Consider the following 17,536-nt stretch of genomic DNA (forward strand, 5'->3'; position numbering starts at 1 on the left):
TTTGGTTAGTGCAGAAGGTTCGGCAAAAAGGTGATGATCGGAGGACAGAAGGTCATCACCAGCAGGGAAACCAGCAGGGCTACCAGATAAGGAACCGATGCCTTCATAACCTTTTCCAACGGAACTTTTGTGATGGCGCTGGCTACAAACAGGTCCAGTCCTACGGGCGGGGTTATACAACCGATTGCGAGGTTGATGACCATCAGCACTCCGAAGAACAGCGGGTCGATACCCAGTTTGACCGCTACCGGCAGGAATATGGGGGTCAGGATGACTACTGCGGCCGAGGCGTTGATCAGGGTGCCGATGAAGAGCAGCAGCACGTTCATCATGATCAGGAACATGGCCGGAGAATCGGTAAGGGATACAATATATTCCCCGATATGATGCGGTATTTCAAGGTTGGTGAGCATCCAGCCGAAAACCTTGGCGGCGCCTACAATGAACATGATCATTGTGGTCCCCATAACAGCCTGGAAGATGATGCGCGGAAAATCCTTGAGGGTAAGCTCCTTGTATATAAAGAACCCCACAAAGATGCCGTAAACGGCAGCTACGGCCGCGGCTTCGGTGGGGGTGAAGATTCCACCGTAAATTCCGCCGATGATAATCACCGGGGTCATCAGCGCCCAGAATGAATCCTTGAATGACTTCAGCAGGTTGATGAATGAAAATGATCCCTCTGCCGGAATACCTTCCTTTTTGGCAATGGCGTAGCTGACCAGGCACATCGTCAGTCCCATGAGCAGTCCGGGAATCATGCCGCCCATGAACAGGTCGCCGATGGATGCCCCGGCAATTACTCCATAAACGACAAGGGTGATGGACGGCGGTATGACGATTCCCACTGTCCCGCCGGCTGCCACGATACCCGTAGCCAGTTCGCGGCGGTAACCTTTCTTTTCCATTTCATCTACCATGGTCGAGCCGATGGCGGCAGTCGTTGCTGCCGATGATCCGGAAATGGCGGCAAAGAACATGCCCGAAACAGCGACCACCTGAGCCAGACCGCCGGTGAACGAGCCCACAAGGGCCTGAGCGAAATTGACCAGTCTGGAGGTTACCCCGCCGGCAGACATGAAGGAACCGGCCAGCATGAAAAAGGGCACGGCCATGAAGGAAAAGGAATCAATACCGGAGTACATGACCTGAGTGATCATGACCTGGGGTATGTGCATGTAATGGTAGAGAATTATCGATACGGAAAGTCCCAGCGCATAGGCGACGGGAACTCCCAGAAATGTCAGGCCGAGAAATGAACCGAGTAATACTGCTTCCATGACTATCTCCCGACTTCTGCTTTCCGGTCTGAAATTGCGGCCGATCCGCAGTGTTCCCTGATTCTGCTGATTATTTTTACCGTGTCCTTGATAAGATAGAGTATCATCAGGAACGCACTGATCGGGATTATGGAATAGACCACACTCATGGAAATACCGAGTCCGGGAGCGACCTGGAAGGTCATGACCGAGGTCATCTTGGCTCCCTGCACCAGCAGAAGCATGGTAAAGGCATAGCTGCAGAGATTGATGAATATTTCCAGCAGCAGGCCTGATGCGGAACCCTTCAGTCTGGTCGGCAGAATCTGTACGGCAAGGTGTCCGCTTTCTCCCATGATCAGAGCTGAACCAAGAAATACAACCCAGACAAAAAGAAATCTTGCCAGTTCTTCAGACCACTCAAAGGTGTGTCCGAAAAAGTATCTGGTCACGACCTGAAAAAAGATCAGAGCCAGCATGACGGTCATTGAGGTTACTGAAATCCAGTAAAGGACTGCACGCAGTTTTTCGAATAGCTTGTCCATCAGGAATCCTCCCTGAGAATCCGGAGCCGGGAAGCTGCCCGGCTCCGATTGAAACGACTATTTTTTAAGAGCGTTAATTCTGTCGATGTTTTCCTGGCCGACGACATCGGCGAATTTGTCGTAAACAGGTTTTGTTGCCTGCGCGAACTGATCACGGTCAACTTCGGTAATTTTGATTTTTCCGGTGCCTTCAATGAGCGTCCAGTATTCTTCATCTTTTTCAGTGGAGAACTTGCGCTGCCAGTCAATTGCTTCCCTGGCTGCTTCCATGATGATTTTCTGCTGGGCAGGATTGAGTCTGGACCAGCTGATCATGGACATTACCAGCGGTTCCGGGGCATAGGAGTGAGCTGTTTTGGATGCGTATTTCTGGACTTCGAAGAAGCGTTTGGTCCAGATGTGGGCGCTGGGGTTTTCCTGTCCGTCAACGGTGCCCTGCTGCATTGCGGAATAGAGTTCGCCGAAAGCCATGGGAGTGGGGGAGGCGCCGAGGGATTTCATCATTTCAATGTAGATCTTGTTGGTCATGACCCTGATCTTGAGGCCATCCATGTCGGCAGGGGTCTTTACTTCGCGAACGTTGTTGGTCAGGTGGCGGATACCGTTTTCCATGTATCCGAGAAGTTTGATGCCTTTGGGTTCAAGGGCTTTGCCCAGGTCCATGCCTACGGTATCAAGAGATTTGTAGGCATGCTCACGGTCCTGAAAGAGGAAGGGCATGTCGAAAATTGAAATCTGGGGCTGAAACTGTCCGAGTACGGCTGTTCCCACCAGCGCCATATCAACGGTTCCGAAGATGAGGCCTTCGATAAGGTCCTTCTGTCCGCCCAGCTGCGAGGAGGGGAATACCTTGACGATGATTTCTCCACCGGATTTTTCCTTTACAAGCTCGGCGAATTTTTCGGCACCCTGCCCGTAGGGATGTACGGGTTCGGCAATATGGCCGAGTTTGAGCACCACTTTGCCTGCAAATGCGGGAATCGACATGGTTGCAATCAGAGCCAGCGCACAGAATACTGCAAATAAACGTCTCATAAACCCTCCTCTGCTTAAGCAGAATTTCAAAAAATTTTCATACAGCTACTTCCCAATTGTTACATCCGGGTCCGACGCTATATTAAAAATCCCAGGAAAGGTTATTAACCGCTTAATGTGCTTTTTTTGTTTTATGGTAATATTGTTTATTTTGTTCACGAATGTGAAAATGTGGACAAAACGGCAGTACGAAACGAAATTATTATCGGCTGAGTCGAGGAGTATCAGTACTCAGCATCGTGCAGCTTGATGAGTGGGACGATTTTAAGATATGAAAAGAGTGTGCTGTGTCTATGAAACAACGGATTGGTCGGGCATCGCAGTGACGGAAACATGTTGGGGCAGGAAAGTTGCTACTGATGCTTGAGTTCTGAAACGGAAAATCAGTTTTTGAAATATTTGCGCTCCGGTCGTCCTACTGTGCCGTACACAACATCGGGGTAAATGCTGCCGATGGAAACCAGATATTCCAGATAGCGTCTGGCCGTGGACCTGCTCGCTCCTATTATCTCGCCCATTTCTTCGGCGCTCAGACCTTCCTGCCTACCCGATATATCCTTTCCGAAGGCGGCCTTGACCTTTTTAAGGGTCAGGGGGTCAATCCCTTTAGGCAGGGTTTCGGGACAGGATTCGGACATGGATGAGGCCGGATTGAGGTTGCGGATGCTGTCCACATCCTTCTGTTCTATGGCTTCCTCCGAATGCAGGCGGCGGAAATATTCACCGAATTTTTCAAGGCAGGTCACAAAGCGGTCGAGGATCACCGGTTTGATAATATAGTCGAACACACCCCCGCGCAGTGCTTCCTTGAGCGGTCCCATTTCTCTGGCGGCGGTTATAAGAATCACGTCGGTTTCAATCCCCTTGGCCCTGATTTCACGCAGCATATCCAGACTTGTTCCTTCAGGGAAGTACAGGTCCAGCAGGATGAGGTCGGGATTGTAAAGGCGGATCATGGTTTTTGCGTCCTCAAGCCCCTGGGCTATGGCCACCACGCTGAACCCCGGCACTCTTTCGGTAAAGCGGCGGTGGAGATCTGCAATTCTGGCGTCATCCTCTACGATAACTACTTTGACATCGATCATGCGACAGTACACCTGGCTTTTGGAATTACTACGGAAAAGAGTGTTCCGCCGGATTTCGCCGTTGAAACGGATATGAATCCGCCAAGCTCATCAAGTCTCTGACGGACCAGATAGAGGCCAAGCCCGCGCCGCGTGCTTCCCTTGGACGAAATCCCTTTCTCGAAGATATGCTCCACTTTATCCGGTGGAATTCCGGGGCCGGAATCTTCCACTTCAAAGACAAAGTCGTTTCCAAGGTCTGTGAAGGAAAGGAAGACATTGCGGTTGTCCTTGTCCTGCTCCAGCACCGCTTCAAAGGCGTTGTCCAGCAGGTTGCCGACAATTGTGACAATCTTTTCCTGCTTGATCCAGTCCGGCACATCCACCATGGTCCCTTCCCGGTCGACCTGGAAGTTTATTTTCAACTCCCTTGCCCGGTTGTATTTACCAAGCACAATCGCCGCGATCACCGGGTGGGGGACGGCCTTGTTCAGGAACCTGATCAAATCCTCGTATCCGGATGATTCATGGCTGACCAGATCCAGAGCTTCCTGATAGGCTTCTATCTGGATAAGCCCGGCTATGGTGTGGAGTTTGTTCGAGTATTCATGGGTCTGCCCGCGCATCAGTTCGGAATATTCCTGAATGCTGGAGAGCTCATGGGAAATGCGGTCCAGCTCGTCCTTTCGCCGGAAGCTGGCCACTAGTCCCTTGATGGCGCCGTCTTTAAGGACCGGGACTATATTGAAGATCAGTTCCTGTCCGTTCACTATCCGTTCCTGATCGAACTCGCTTTCTCCGGTGGTCAGGGCATGTTTGAGACCGGCGCAGGGAATCACGTCGTCAATGTGTTTTCCGACCAGCTCCGCGGAATAGAAGCAGGTGTATTTGAGCGCGGCCTTGTTGGCCAGACGGATTTCTCCCTTGTGGTCTGTGGCTATGACTCCTTCCCTGATGGTCTCCAGCACGGCTCCCCGTTCAAGGTAGAGATTGGTTATTTCTGCCGGTTCCAGATTGAGGGTGATCTTTTTGAGATGGCGGGCAATGCAGGCCGTGATTACAAAACCAAGCAGAGTCAGGCAGAGGATGAAGATCAGCGGCCGGTGCATGTGTTCGGCAATGCTTTTCTTTACGCTGGCTGAAAGGTAACCAACGGACACAAAGCCGATAATTTTCTGGTCCGTGGATAGGATGGGTACGAATGAACGGATGGATCGGCCGAGCGTTCCTACAGCTTCAGATACGTAGGATTTTCCCTCTTTGATAACCGGCCCGGTATCGCCGCCGACAAACGTCTGTCCGATCCTTTCCGGAACCGGGTGTGAAAAACGTCTGTTTTCAGCATCCCCCACAACAATAAAGGTGGCGCCTGTTTTTTTGCGGATGTTTTCTGCGAGAATCTGAATTTTTCCTTCGGGATCATTCAGCAGCAGTTCATCACGGATCATCGGTGTATGGGCTATGGATTGCGCTGTCTGGAGAGCTCGCAGCCCGATCTGTTCCTTCAGTATATTGGAAGTGAGGTCAGAGATGAGGAACCAGGTGATGCCAAGTTGAATAAGAACAAGTCCGGCAACCATGTAGGCAAGATAATGCTGAATGGTTTTGGGCTTAACGGCAGTAAGGATGTTGTATAAACGCATGGCCACTTTGCACTGCAGGCTTGTTCAGAAGTCATGGTTGAGGCGGTTGAAAGCAATTGCATTTCAACCGTATCCTTCATGAAAGCATTGTTCTTCTCATTATTTTTGCTGAAACAATTGTTTTGTAACAGTCAAAAATAATGTTTGCAAACCAATATAAGCAGCTCTTCTGCAGTTATGATGCTTGGGCGGGGTTACCGATTCTCTTCAAGCTTGCGGGAGTCTTCCATGGCGGGGCCAGCATCAGAAGAATTCAGAACGGACAGTATCTCCTCAATTCCCTCGCCGGACACACTGCTGGTGCGTATTATCTTTTTGGCTCCGGCCTGCCGGAGAAAGCGTTCGGCCAGAACAGGGTCTGCATCAGGGGAGTCTGTTTTGGTGACAATGCCGAGGACCGTACGATTGAACATGGAAGCGAAAAGAGGCGGAAAGAGGCTGGTCCGGCGGGTGGAGTCCTGTACCAGGGCCAGCACGTGGCAGTCAGCAGAGGAAGTGATAAGGGCGTGGTAGAACCAGCTGTTCTCCAGAAATTCACCCGGAGTGTTGATGAACGGACCGAAGTATTCAACGGCCATGGCCCGGCGCGGAGTGTAGGATTCTCCGGAAAGAGCCCTGATAAGCGAGCTTTTGCCGCAACGGGTTTCGCCCGCGAACATCATTTTTTTCATGGTTTTCCGGTTTGTTTTACAGCCCGTTGAAAGAATAAAAAACGCAGATTGCCGTTTTTCAACAGTCTGTTAAGACCGGGTCAGTTCAACGGACGAATAGTGCAGGGTTTGCTCAAAATAATCGAGCACCGCGCGAAGAGATGCTTCCACGCTGGCAACATCGCCCTGAATGAGCAGGGACCCTCCGAAACGGTCCAGAAAACCGATTTCCACTGAAGCGGCTTTGGTAGCGACATCCGAGGCGATGATTACTCCCTCGCTTGGAGTGATGGTCATGATGCCGATGGCCCCGGAGGCGCTGTCGTCCAGCCCCAGCTTGAGATAGATGTCCCGGTGAGGGCTGGCTATGAGATGGGCAAGGGTAACCTGCTTGCCGGGAACATATTCCTGAATGATACGCTGCTTGGTATTACTGCCGTTATCCATCATGGCCGACTCCTGAGAAAAAAGGTTGTTACCTAGCTTCACAAAATTGTTGATCCAACTAGGGATTCCAAAGGGGATTATCCCCTTTGGCCGCAGGCAGCGAAATCAAATCACCAAAAGCGCGAAGCGCATCGAATCCAGTCTTTCAGATGTCTTTTGGCTAAGTTAAGGATGTCGCCACGTTGAAAAAAGTCCGGCACATGCTGAAGGGGTTACATGTGCCGGGAGGAGGTCTGTTCCGAGGGTGTCATCTCGGAACCCGTGTTAATATGTACAGACTGAGCCCCGGCCTAAATGAGCTGGGCTTTGATCTCTTCACTGGGGGAAGGAATGACCACATGGCTGTGGACCGGACCGGAATCGCCGACGCCTTCCACTCCTGCTTCAACGGAAGCTTTTACGGAGCCCACATCGCCGGTCATGGTTACGAATGCCTTGCCGGCAAGACCTGCGGCCATGCGGATTTCGATGAGGCTTACATTGGCTGCCTTGGCTGCTGCATCGGCAGCGAGAATGCATGATGCGGTGGTGCAGGTTTCAATAACTCCGAGAGCATCGATACCGGGCACCAGTGATGTTCCGCTGAGGGCGGGAATGACATCCATGTGCACACTGGGGATGGTGAAGTGGTCTACAACCATGTCCGCACCGATTTCACAGCCGACTTCTACGGAACTCTTGACCGCTCCGGTATCACCGGTGACTACTACAATATATCTGCCCGGGCAGGTGGGGCGGGCCATGACCAGTTCCACCTGTGCGGCCTTGAGCATTTCATCTGCGGTGTGCATGCCGTGGGCAACGCTGTTCAGCTCAACACAACCGATAGTACGTAAATTCATTTTATATCTCCTTTGGAAGGGGACGCGCTTTGCGCTTTTGACAGGTTCGCTTCGGGCGTTCAAAGGAGCCTGGCCCCTTTGCAGTACCTGCTGATTATTTCCTGATGACTACTACGCCGTTATCAACACTTGCTACTGTTCCGTCGATGCTGGCGTGAACCCTTGCACCCATGGCGCCTTCGGGGATTTCTCCGATCAGGTCGCCGCAAGATACGCTGTCCCCGGCGGAAACAACACATTTTGCCGGAGCACCGATGTGCTGACCCAGACGAATGCTGACCGACTCGGGAGTGAATTCTCCTGCATATCCGGGATGGACGTCATATTTTGCAAGGTTCAGGCGCTGGATAAGGCGTTTCGTGGGGATGGCTCTGCTTTCACGGTACGGGTTGGCAGCCAGCGTATTTCCCTTGGATTCCCAGGTAATGCGTTCCTTCATGAGAATGCGTTTGATCCGGGCGTTGACCTCACGCGGGGAAACCATCATCGGGCAGGCGAATTTTTCACAGACGCCGCACTCGGAGCAGAGCAGGGCTTCTTTGGCGATATCGCTGTCCAGTTCGTTGTTTACCAGTACCCGCATGAGTTTGTGCGGGTGCAGGGAATGGCCCAGCAGGTTGCGCGGGCAGAGGTCGGTACAGCGCGAACACTGGCAGCATACGGTATTGGTTATGCGGCGGAGCTTGTCCGGGTCCATGACCTTGGCGGCAATGACGTTATGATCGGGCGGCAGCACCAGAAGTCCGCTGGTGGTTTTGGTCACCGGCTGGGCGGTATCGGGAAGAACCCGGCCCATCATGGGGCCGCCGTCCACGACCTTGTAATCGGAAATGGTCGGTCCGCCGGCGAATTCCAGTACTTCGGAAACAAGGGTGCCGACAGGGACCTTTACAACCATGGGATTACGTATTTCTCCGCCCACGGTCAGGTAGCGGTGGGTAACCGGCTTTCCTTCCATGGCTCTGGCCACATTGAAAAGGGATTCGGTGTTGCTGACCACTGCACCGACCTGAAGGGGAATGCCGCGTTCGGGAACGGTACGGCCGAGCACTTCGTAGACCAGCACCTGCTCATCTCCGGCAGGGTAGAAATCTTTAAGAACAAAGCATTCCAGACGACCGGATGCGTCACGGGCAACAGCATCCTTCACGGCTTTTACAGCCTTTTCATGCTTGCCCTTGAGGCAGATGATGCCTTTGCCTGCTCCGGTACAGTCCATGATCGCTTCCAGACCGCGAATCATGGTGTCCACTTCCTCTTCCATGAGATAGGGGTCGCTCATCAGCAGAGGTTCACAGGAGGCGCCGTTCACCAGAACGGTATCCACCGTGGCCTCGGCCTTGACATGGGTCGGAAGACCGGCTCCACCGGCTCCGACAACGCCATTCTCTCTAATTACGTCAACTATATTTACTGCCATTTAATTATACCCTTTCATTCGTTTTCGATAATAAACGGGGAAAACCAATCGGAATTCCAAGGGGACCTGCTGTACCGGCCTTCCTGAACGGCCTGTTACCAGGCCTTGAGCAGAAGTTCCTTTACGTCATAGCGGGAAGGAATTCTGGGGTTGCCTGCAGTGCAGATATCGTCGAGCACATTGCGGGCAATGGTGTCCAGGCTGGACCGGAAAATATTTTCGTCAATTTTCAATTCACCGATATTGTTGGGAATACCCATGAACTCGTTCAAGCCGCTCACAGCTTCGATCAGGCTTCTGGTGCCTTCTTCCACTGTTTTCGCAGGCAGGCCCAGCATGGTGGCTATTTCGTGGTAGCGGATACCCACATCAAAGCTGTTGAACTTGATCGCGTGAGGCAGGACCACCGCATTGGCGAGTCCGTGCGGCACGTGGAAAATTCCACCGAGTGAGTGGGCGATTGAGTGTGTGATACCCAGCCCGCTGTTATTGAAAGCCATACCTGCCATGCAGGAACCAAGCAGCATGTGATCGCGGGCTTCCATATCGTCACCGTTCATATAGGCGCGCTTGAGATACTTGAATACGTAGCGGATAGCGTATCTTGCATAGATGGAAGTAAAAGCGTTGGCCTGACGGGAGGTGTAGGCTTCGATGGCGTGGGTCAGAACATCCATGCCCGTGGCAGCGGTTACATGCGGCGGCAGGGTGCGGGTGAAACGGGAATCGAGGATAGCCATATCCGGGATGAGCATTTCATCGTTAAGGGGAATCTTGACCTCATTGACCTTGTCGGTGACCACGGCAATGCTGGTCACTTCAGCCCCGGTGCCGCTCGTAGTGGGGATGGCCACCAGCATCGGCCTGGTCTTTCCTTCGAGGGCTTTGCCCGCGAAAAATGATATGGACTTCGCAGCGTCAATGGGGGACCCCCCGCCCAGCGCGATGATCAGGTCCGCCTGATTTTTAAGAAAAATCTGTGCTCCCCTGGTAACTGTCTCCAGGGAGGGATCAGGTTCAACCTCATCAAATATAATGTAGGGAATCCCGTTACGGTCCAGATGGGTGCGGACCCGGTCCGCAAATCCGGTCTTGACCATGAAGGGATCGGTAACAATAAAAGCCCGCTTCGACGGTATGGTCTCCAGATTGTCCAGAGCGTCCTCTCCGTAGCAGATCTTTGTTTTTCCGTAAAACTGTGTCACCTTTTTCTCCGATAAAATCCGAAACTATCAGGTTAAAAATCATTACAGGGCGCAGGCGTAAGGGGGTGGAAGCCTGCGCCCGGGAGAGCCTTATCTGGCTGTATTTTTGGGAAGGATGATTTCCACTTCGCTGTGCGGACGGGGGATTACGTGTACGCTGCGCAGTTCTCCGACCCTTTCGGCTGCGGCTGCACCGGCATCAACGGCTGCCTTGACCGCGCCGACGTCGCCGCGCACCATTACGGTAACCAGTCCTCCGCCGACCTGTTCGCGGCCGATAAGCACAACATTGGCGGCTTTGACCATGGCATCGGCAGCTTCCACCGCGCCTACAAGACCTCTGGTTTCAACCATTCCGAGAGCGTTGAGAGATGTCATCTTTTTCTCCTGTTAATGTACTGATTTTTAAATATTCGCTTTAACCGCTTCTGCTATCGAGAAACTCAGATCCTTGAGTTTGGACAGATCGGTTATGCCGTATTCTTCTTTGAGCAGGACCGCGATTCCCATGACCAGTCCTTCGCACTCGTCACACACTTCCTTGGTACAGGCCGGGTTGCCGCATCCGCCTTTGCCTTCTGCGGCAACAGCAGCGGAGTCTTCCACGCGGGTGATGCTGATCTTTCTCTTACGGAGTTCGTCTTTGGCTCCGGGAGTAAGGATCATGGAACTGTCCACATAAAGGGTGTGGCTTTCAGGGCTGATGAAGCAGTCGATATTTCCTGCTTCGATAAGTTTCTTTTTCATCTTTACCTCGTTCCCCGTACTAAGGCCTTTACGACCGAGGCGTCGGGTCCGGGGATGACGACCGCCTCAACAAGATTCTTGCCCAGAACGGCGGATGCCGCGTCCGCAGCTTCCTGAACAGCCGCAACATCACCGCTCATAACGAAATATGATTTGCCGTTTATTCCCTGCCCGGCGGCAAAACGGGCCAGTTCGATGCCGGAACGCTTCACCGCTGCGTCAGCCGCGGCAACTCCGGAGGATACGGACCGGCACTCAACCACGCCCACAGCCTGCACGTGTTCAAGAGGGACGTTTTTTTTCAGCACAGCCGCAACTTCCGGTGACAGATTGGAAATAACGAAACTTCCCATCAGCCTGTGACCGTAGTTGACCGCAGCATCAACACTGGCGCCGACTGCGGCTCGGTTGCCGGAAACAAAGATCAGGTACCTGCCGGAACAGATGGGGGCGGCCCGCACCAGTTCCACATCCGCAGCCTTCATCATGGCATCGGCCAGTTGAATACCGGCGGCAATGCTTTTGCTTTCGACTATGCCCAGCGTATCCACGGGGTTTACCTTACCTGTGCCTGAACTTCGTCAATAATGCCCACGATAGCGGCATCCACCGGGGCTTCATGGTTGCGCAGAGCCATGCGGGCGGAGCTTCCGGTGGTAACCAGAACCTGTTCTCCGATGCCCGCACCAACGCAGTCCACAGCCACGAAAATTTCATCGCTGCCTTTTTCCTCGATATCGAGCCGCTGAACAACCATCAGCTTCTCCCCGCTCAGTTCATCCTTCTTGCGGGTGGCCCAGACATTTCCGACAACTTTGCAGATAATCATAAAACAGTCCTTAAAGGGTCTTGCTGATGTTGATGTTCAATTCTTTTGCCGCTTCCGCTGCCAGAGGAGTGATTCTGGCTTCCGGCAAGACAACAAGCTCTTTCACACCCTGTTCCGCAGCCCTGCCGATTACCTTTTCGGTGATCAGATTTTCCCTGAATTTCAGGGACTCGGGCATGGGGCGCTGAAACCTTTTCAGGCCGAAGCCTGCAAGGGTTTTCTCATGGGCTTCATACAGGGCATACAACGGACCGGGAGCTGTCTGGCTGTATGCTTCGTAGCCGAATTCCAGAACTTCCACCGCGCGACCAAGCAACAGCTGTCTCAGAACCTCGGTCATGATCCTGCCGTGGGCTTTGCCGACTGCAAGGTCGGACATTTCGCAGACGCAGAGAGAGGGAACAATGTAACGGCTGAATTCAGTGCAGGGTGTTTTCTCACCAAAGAAACAGTAATCGTACCCATCGCCCAGGCTGTTGCGAACCTTTTCGGCCACAAGGCAGTCGTGCTCGGCCATAACCAGCACGCAGTCCCTTGCTGCTTCGGGCTTGAGTTGCTTCAGCACTTCTGCTGCGATGGATTTTACCAGTTCGTTTACGTCTACGCTCATTTGAGTTGTCTCCGGCAGCCCTTCGTTAACCGGAACCTTATTGAAAAGGGTCTCCGGTTCCTCATAAAATTTTTATTCCGCTACGGCCTGCTTTCAGCAGTTCAAGGCTATGCCCAGCGGGGTTACCAGAAACGGGTTGGCCGGTTTGTAAACCGGGATGCCCACTTCCTTTTCCACCACTTTTTCCATGTCCCTGAGGCAGCAGGTGCCGCCTACAAGATAGATGGCCGAAATATCGCGACCCTTTATATGGTTCCTGACAATGGACCCCATTTTTTGAACCACCGGACGGACGACAGGCAGGATCTCGGCCTGACGTCCGTCAACCTTTTTCAGATCTTCGGCTTCTTCAAAGCTGATTTTGTAACTGCCGGAAAGTACGAGAGTGACGTGGGTTCCACCGGTTGGTTCGTCCGCCACGTAAACAACTTCGCCGTTTTCCAGCACGGAAAGCCCGGTGGTGCCGCCGCCGATATCAACGATGACTCCGTTTTCAATGCCGAGAACGGCGTTTGCCGCAGTAGGCTCATCCAGCACAGAAGTCACTTCCAGACCGGCGGCTTCCACCACGTACTGATGGGTGGTTATGTCCTTTTGGCCGGTTCCCGGGGGAACCGCGATGGCGGCCCGTTCCAGCTTGCGGCCGAGTCTTTCTTCAAGCTCGCCGATCAGTTTGCGGGTGATGCGGGCAGCACCCATGTAGTCAACAACCAGACCGTCCCTGATAACCCGCGCGAATTCCATGGCACAGGCCACCGGCTGCTTTCTGCTGTTCAGGACCACCACCACAATGTAAGCGGTGCCGAGGTCCACACCCACAAGCAGTTCCTCGTCAGGTTTTACGGGCACAGTGTTCTCGATACAGCTTTCAAGCTCGCTGATCATCCGGTCTATTGTTGAAAAATCCATTCTCGTCTTTCCCTTATTTCTATCTTACGATCTTGCCGATAACGGACTTGTTCCAGCCTGCGCTGTTGCCTTCATCCGGATCGATATGCATGGCGAGTTTGAATTCGGGATTGACCCTTACGACAACGTCCTCGAGGATAACCGGACGTTCGCTTTCGAGACGCACGCAGACGCGGTCCTTGTCTTTAACGCCGTACTTGTCTCCGTCTTCGGGCGACATGTGGATGTGGCGGGCGGCGACGATCACCCCTTCCTCAAGGCCGACGATTCCGGTCTGGGAAGCGAGGATGATGCCGGGAGTTCCGGCAATGTCACCGGACTGGCGAACCGGGGCCTTGATGCCGAGAGTGCGGGCTTCAGTATTGGAAATTTCTACCTGTGAAGCGGATCTGGCCGGTCCGAGCACGGCTACGTTGTCCATGACTCCTTTGGGCCCGATAAGCCGCACACGTTCCTCGGCGAGGAATTGTCCCGGCTGGGAAAGTTCGCGTACCGGGGTCAGGGGCTTTCCGAAAAGCTCAAGGGCGTCGTGTTCGCTGAGGTGAACGTGGCGTGCGGAGAGTTCAACGGGGATGGGTTCGCCTGTTCCCTGGGAAACGGAGATGTGCGGAGCCTCGGTCTTCAACTGGGCGATTACGCCTTTGATGACCCCTTCCATGATTTCGGTAATGGCTTGTTCGTTCATGCTCATTTCTGTGTGAAAATATTGTCCGTTATAATCAGGTATCGCGTTGTACGCGGTACGGCCTCGCGATTACGACCGGGGAAAAGGGTACATGCGGCGTACCGCCTTTCCCCGGTCCTGATGCTGCAGGCGAACCTGCGGCATTCAAGCTTGATTAACCTTCAGCTTTGGGAAGGATGATTTCTACTTCGCCGTGGGGGCGGGGGATTACATGTACGCTGATGAGTTCACCAACGTTCTGTGCAGCGGCTGCGCCTGCATCGGTGGCTGCCTTTACAGCGCCTACATCGCCGCGAACCATAACGGTTACGAGACCGCCGCCGACCTGAGTCTTGCCGATCAGGGTTACGTTTGCAGCTTTTACCATAGCATCAGCTGCTTCAATCGCGCCGACGAGGCCTTTGGTTTCAATCATACCCAGTGCGTTCAATGAGGACATTTTAGTTCTCCTTTAAATTGATTTATCGGCCTTGCGGCCATCCTTTGTTCCCTTGTACGGGAATGGCTTTTTATATTTTGAGCTGGAAGTTTCGGCTTCCGGCTAGACCATCTGTTTGAGCTGCTCGACGATCAGAGCGGTAATCGCCTGCACGTCGATGGAATCGGATTCGCTGCCGTGAGCTTCCGGAGCGTGGCTGCAGGAAGTGTTTCCGAGGTCGTAGGCCATCCTTCTGACGTTCATGAGGTTGTACGGAGTAACGTTGTCGGAAGTTGCGCTTCCGCCTACAGCACCGCAACCAAGGGTGAAGGACGGGAAAAGCGAAGTGGAGAGGCCCACTGCGCCGTGAGTGGAAGGGGTGTTGACCAGCATTCTGGAAACGGGCTTCTTCATGCCGAATTCGCGGATGACTTCCTCGTTCTTGGAATGAATGGCCAGGGAATGGCCAACGCCGCCGTTTACCAGCAGGGCGTGGCAGAGTTCGCAGGATTCCTTCCAGTCTTCGACAACGTAGAAGCCGAGGAGCGCGGTGAGTTTTTCCTTGGAGAAAGGATATTTTGCGCCGACACCCTTTTCATCGGAGATGAGCAGACGGGTTCCTGCAGGAATGGAAATTCCGGCCAGCTTGGCGATGGTTGCTGCGTCGCGACCTACGATAGCGGGGTTCATGGAACCGTTGCCGCGTTCCATGACGGCTTTGACCTTGGTGAGGTTGTCGCCGTAGAGGAAGTAACCGCCCTGCGCGATGAGTTCAGCCTTGACCTGTTCGGCAATGCAGGACTCGGTGACCACGGACTGCTCGGATGCGCATACTGTGCCGTTATCAAAGGTCTTACTTGCAAAAATCTTGCTGACTGCGTCCTTGATGTCCGCAGATCTTTCGATATAGGCCGGGACGTTGCCTGCACCTACTCCCAGAGCGGGAGTACCGGAGCTGTACGCTGCCTTGACCATGCCGGGACCGCCGGTGGCGAGGATGAGGTCGGCAACTTTCATGAGTTCGCCGCTGCCCTGAATGGTGGGTACGCTCATGACGCTGACCAGATCTTCACATACGCCGCAGTCGTGGAGTACGGAACGGATCATTTCAACGGTTTTGCCGATGCATTTCTTGGCGCTGGGGTGCGGGGTGAACACAATGGCGTTCCCGGACTTCAGGGCGATCATGGATTTGTAAATGGTCGTGGATGTGGGGTTGGTGGAGGGAACGATCCCTGCGATAACCCCCATGGGTACTGCTATCTCGACAACTTTCTTTTCCTTGTCGTCCTTAAGCACACCGATGGTTTTCATATCCTTGATGGCTTTAAACAGGCCCTGACTGGCAAGGATGTTCTTGGTGGTCTTGTCCTGAACCTTACCGAAACCGGTTTCTTCAACAGCGAGTGCCGCGAGTGTTTCCGCCTGGGCATAAGCTGCTTCGGAAATGGCCTTTACAATGCCGTCTACCTGTTCCTGAGTCATTTCCGCCAGCTTGGCCTGTGCTTCTTTAGCGGCACGGACCAGTGAACGGGCTTCCTGCATAGATAATAAATCTTTGTCTACCATTGGATTACTCCTCTATCTGCCTGGTAACATTTATAATCGCGTCAATCAGGGCTTTCTTGGTGGCATTTTTGACCTCATCGGGGGTCAGGGAAATGCCGCGCAAGCTTCTGGCTATCTGCCGAATCCTGTTGATTTTCATTTTCCTGAGTTCCGCAATCCGGAACTTCGGTGTTTCATCAGCCGGTTTTTTTTCCGGTGTGCTTTGCTGAACCGGACCGGCTTCAGTTTCGGCCTTTCCATCTTCTACGGGGACAGGCTCTTCATGTGCTTCTTCAGGGAGGAATTCCGTTGCGGTTTCCTCTGAAATTTCTTCATCTTCCATCATCGGAACAGTTGTGGATATTATCCGGGACAGTTCTTCATACGGGCGGGCGATCACATGACGGGAAACCAGCTCCGCACCGGCTATGCGGCTGATGGCTGCTGTTCCTGCTTCAACTGCGGCCTGCACAGCGGAAACCTCTCCGGTGACCGTGACGGACACCAGCCCGCCGCCTGCAAGATTCTTTTCCAGCAGGGCCACATCCGCCGCCTTGAGCATGGCGTCTGCGCCTTCAATTACGGCCAGCAGACCTTTTGTTTCAATGAATCCAAGTGCGTTCATAGCTCAGTTCTCCCTTGTCGCTGAATAGGATCAGTGTCTGACCACTGAGACCGGAAAATTATATTTGCTTATGCCCTGCTCAATACGTTCGAGATCGGCATCGCTGAGCTTGGGGTCACCGTCCACGGGATACTTCCAGCCTAGCTGGTTGTACTTGTTCACACCCATCTTGTGGTAGGGCAGCAGGTCCACACCTTTGAAATTTTTAAGGTCCTGATAGGGCTTGAGCAGCTCCACCAGTTGCAGAATTTCCTCTTCCCCGTCGTTGACTCCCTTGAGGAGCGGCATTCTGATCCTGACGTTGTGCCTGTTCTCCAGCAGCCAGATCAGATTGGAGAGAATCATTTCATTACGCACGCCGGTCAGTTCTCGGTGGCGTTCGGGATTCATGTGTTTGACATCGAAGAGAAAGAGGTCCACGTAGTCGGCCACTTTTTCGAATACTTCCGGCCGGGCATAACCGCAGGTTTCTATGGCGGTGTTTATTCCGTTCTGTCTGCAGGCCTGCAGCAGACTTGCCGCCGCTTCCGGCTGAGCCAGCACTTCGCCGCCGCCAAGCGTAACCCCGCCGCCGGATGTTTCGTAGAAAGGCCGGTCTTCTTCTATAATGTCCACGAGTTCGGAGATGGTTTTTGATTCGCCCACAACGGCCAGCGCATTTTTGCGGCAGGCTGCTTCACATTTGCGACAGCCCACGCACTCGGCTTTGCGGTCAATGAAATGTTTTCCTGCGGCATCGATTTTGTGCACGTCCGCAGGACATACGGAGACGCAGGCTCCGCAGTTCACGCACTGATCTTTTTTGTAAAGAATCTGGTAGCGTTTATACTGCCCCTCGGGATTCGAGCACCATTCACAGCGCAGGGGGCAACCCTGAAAGAATACGAGAGTTCTGACTCCCGGACCGTCATGCATATTGTACTTCTGTACATTGAATATCTGAGCTTTTCTTTCAATCACGGTTTAATTCTCTTGCTGTTTGGTACACTCGAATCCCGAGGGATTATTTTATTCTCGTTGAGCTTGATCAAAGGTTCCAAAGGGGATTCTCCCCT

General features: G+C 53.2%; 21 protein-coding genes. All 21 read right to left on the reverse strand.

Annotation, left to right across the window (positions count from 1 at the left end; all coding sequences use genetic code 11):
- Window positions 1-5 precede the first annotated feature (5 nt).
- Window positions 6-1,280: a TRAP transporter large permease gene (locus ACKU4E_RS16655; RefSeq protein WP_320172204.1), complete on the reverse strand. Its 1,275-nt coding sequence runs from the start codon at window positions 1,278-1,280 to the stop codon at window positions 6-8.
- A gap of 2 nt (window positions 1,281-1,282) precedes the next feature.
- Window positions 1,283-1,804, reverse strand: a complete 522-nt coding sequence (locus ACKU4E_RS16660; RefSeq protein ID WP_320172205.1) for a TRAP transporter small permease — start codon at window positions 1,802-1,804, stop codon at window positions 1,283-1,285.
- Between the two features lie 57 nt (window positions 1,805-1,861).
- The gene (locus ACKU4E_RS16665; protein ID WP_320172206.1) at window positions 1,862-2,839 is read right to left on the reverse strand and encodes a DctP family TRAP transporter solute-binding subunit; all 978 of its coding nucleotides are present in this window, start codon (window positions 2,837-2,839) and stop codon (window positions 1,862-1,864) included.
- Between the two features lie 383 nt (window positions 2,840-3,222).
- On the reverse strand, window positions 3,223-3,924 hold the full coding sequence (locus ACKU4E_RS16670; RefSeq protein WP_320172207.1) for a response regulator: 702 nt from the start codon (window positions 3,922-3,924) through the stop codon (window positions 3,223-3,225).
- Window positions 3,921-5,546: a sensor histidine kinase gene (locus tag ACKU4E_RS16675; RefSeq protein ID WP_320172652.1), complete on the reverse strand. Its 1,626-nt coding sequence runs from the start codon at window positions 5,544-5,546 to the stop codon at window positions 3,921-3,923. Before ACKU4E_RS16675 ends, ACKU4E_RS16670 begins: the two co-directional genes overlap by 4 nt.
- Window positions 5,547-5,740: 194 nt before the next feature.
- Window positions 5,741-6,217: a EutP/PduV family microcompartment system protein gene (locus ACKU4E_RS16680; RefSeq protein WP_320172208.1), complete on the reverse strand. Its 477-nt coding sequence runs from the start codon at window positions 6,215-6,217 to the stop codon at window positions 5,741-5,743.
- 69 nt (window positions 6,218-6,286) lie between these two features.
- Window positions 6,287-6,646: a BMC domain-containing protein gene (locus ACKU4E_RS16685; RefSeq protein ID WP_320172209.1), complete on the reverse strand. Its 360-nt coding sequence runs from the start codon at window positions 6,644-6,646 to the stop codon at window positions 6,287-6,289.
- A gap of 287 nt (window positions 6,647-6,933) precedes the next feature.
- Entirely contained in the window at window positions 6,934-7,485 is a 552-nt protein-coding gene (locus tag ACKU4E_RS16690; protein ID WP_320172210.1) for a BMC domain-containing protein, read from the reverse strand.
- A gap of 94 nt (window positions 7,486-7,579) precedes the next feature.
- Window positions 7,580-8,905 carry a 4Fe-4S dicluster domain-containing protein gene (locus tag ACKU4E_RS16695; RefSeq protein ID WP_320172211.1) on the reverse strand — a complete coding sequence of 442 codons (1,326 nt, stop codon included), beginning with the start codon at window positions 8,903-8,905 and terminating at the stop codon, window positions 7,580-7,582.
- A gap of 95 nt (window positions 8,906-9,000) precedes the next feature.
- Entirely contained in the window at window positions 9,001-10,110 is a 1,110-nt protein-coding gene (locus ACKU4E_RS16700) for a 1-propanol dehydrogenase PduQ (protein WP_320172212.1), read from the reverse strand.
- Between the two features lie 90 nt (window positions 10,111-10,200).
- The gene (locus ACKU4E_RS16705) at window positions 10,201-10,488 is read right to left on the reverse strand and encodes a BMC domain-containing protein (RefSeq protein WP_320172213.1); all 288 of its coding nucleotides are present in this window, start codon (window positions 10,486-10,488) and stop codon (window positions 10,201-10,203) included.
- A gap of 27 nt (window positions 10,489-10,515) precedes the next feature.
- Complete coding sequence (locus ACKU4E_RS16710; protein WP_320172214.1) at window positions 10,516-10,857, reverse strand: hypothetical protein; 342 nt, start codon at window positions 10,855-10,857, stop codon at window positions 10,516-10,518.
- A 2-nt stretch (window positions 10,858-10,859) separates the two neighbouring features.
- Window positions 10,860-11,408, reverse strand: coding sequence for a BMC domain-containing protein (locus tag ACKU4E_RS16715; protein WP_320172215.1), 549 nt, complete (start codon window positions 11,406-11,408; stop codon window positions 10,860-10,862).
- Window positions 11,409-11,413: 5 nt separating this feature from the next.
- Window positions 11,414-11,686 (reverse strand): EutN/CcmL family microcompartment protein, encoded by a 273-nt coding sequence (locus tag ACKU4E_RS16720; RefSeq protein WP_320172216.1) that lies wholly within the window; start codon window positions 11,684-11,686, stop codon window positions 11,414-11,416.
- A gap of 10 nt (window positions 11,687-11,696) precedes the next feature.
- Window positions 11,697-12,296, reverse strand: coding sequence for a hypothetical protein (locus ACKU4E_RS16725; RefSeq protein ID WP_320172217.1), 600 nt, complete (start codon window positions 12,294-12,296; stop codon window positions 11,697-11,699).
- Window positions 12,297-12,389: 93 nt separating this feature from the next.
- Window positions 12,390-13,205 carry an ethanolamine utilization protein EutJ gene (gene eutJ, locus ACKU4E_RS16730; protein WP_320172218.1) on the reverse strand — a complete coding sequence of 272 codons (816 nt, stop codon included), beginning with the start codon at window positions 13,203-13,205 and terminating at the stop codon, window positions 12,390-12,392.
- 19 nt (window positions 13,206-13,224) lie between these two features.
- On the reverse strand, window positions 13,225-13,890 hold the full coding sequence (locus ACKU4E_RS16735; RefSeq protein ID WP_320172219.1) for a phosphate propanoyltransferase: 666 nt from the start codon (window positions 13,888-13,890) through the stop codon (window positions 13,225-13,227).
- Between the two features lie 154 nt (window positions 13,891-14,044).
- A complete protein-coding gene (gene eutM, locus ACKU4E_RS16740; RefSeq protein WP_320172220.1) occupies window positions 14,045-14,329 on the reverse strand; it encodes an ethanolamine utilization microcompartment protein EutM in 285 nt (94 codons plus the stop codon).
- Between the two features lie 102 nt (window positions 14,330-14,431).
- Window positions 14,432-15,877, reverse strand: coding sequence for an acetaldehyde dehydrogenase (acetylating) (locus ACKU4E_RS16745; RefSeq protein ID WP_320172221.1), 1,446 nt, complete (start codon window positions 15,875-15,877; stop codon window positions 14,432-14,434).
- Window positions 15,878-15,881: 4 nt separating this feature from the next.
- Window positions 15,882-16,481 carry a BMC domain-containing protein gene (locus ACKU4E_RS16750; protein ID WP_320172222.1) on the reverse strand — a complete coding sequence of 200 codons (600 nt, stop codon included), beginning with the start codon at window positions 16,479-16,481 and terminating at the stop codon, window positions 15,882-15,884.
- 30 nt (window positions 16,482-16,511) lie between these two features.
- Window positions 16,512-17,441 carry a choline TMA-lyase-activating enzyme gene (gene cutD / locus ACKU4E_RS16755; protein ID WP_320172223.1) on the reverse strand — a complete coding sequence of 310 codons (930 nt, stop codon included), beginning with the start codon at window positions 17,439-17,441 and terminating at the stop codon, window positions 16,512-16,514.
- Between the last annotated feature and the right edge of the window lie 95 nt (window positions 17,442-17,536).

It is taken from the genome of Maridesulfovibrio sp. (assembly GCF_963677005.1).
In the GTDB taxonomy this organism is placed as follows: Bacteria; Desulfobacterota; Desulfovibrionia; order Desulfovibrionales; family Desulfovibrionaceae; genus Maridesulfovibrio.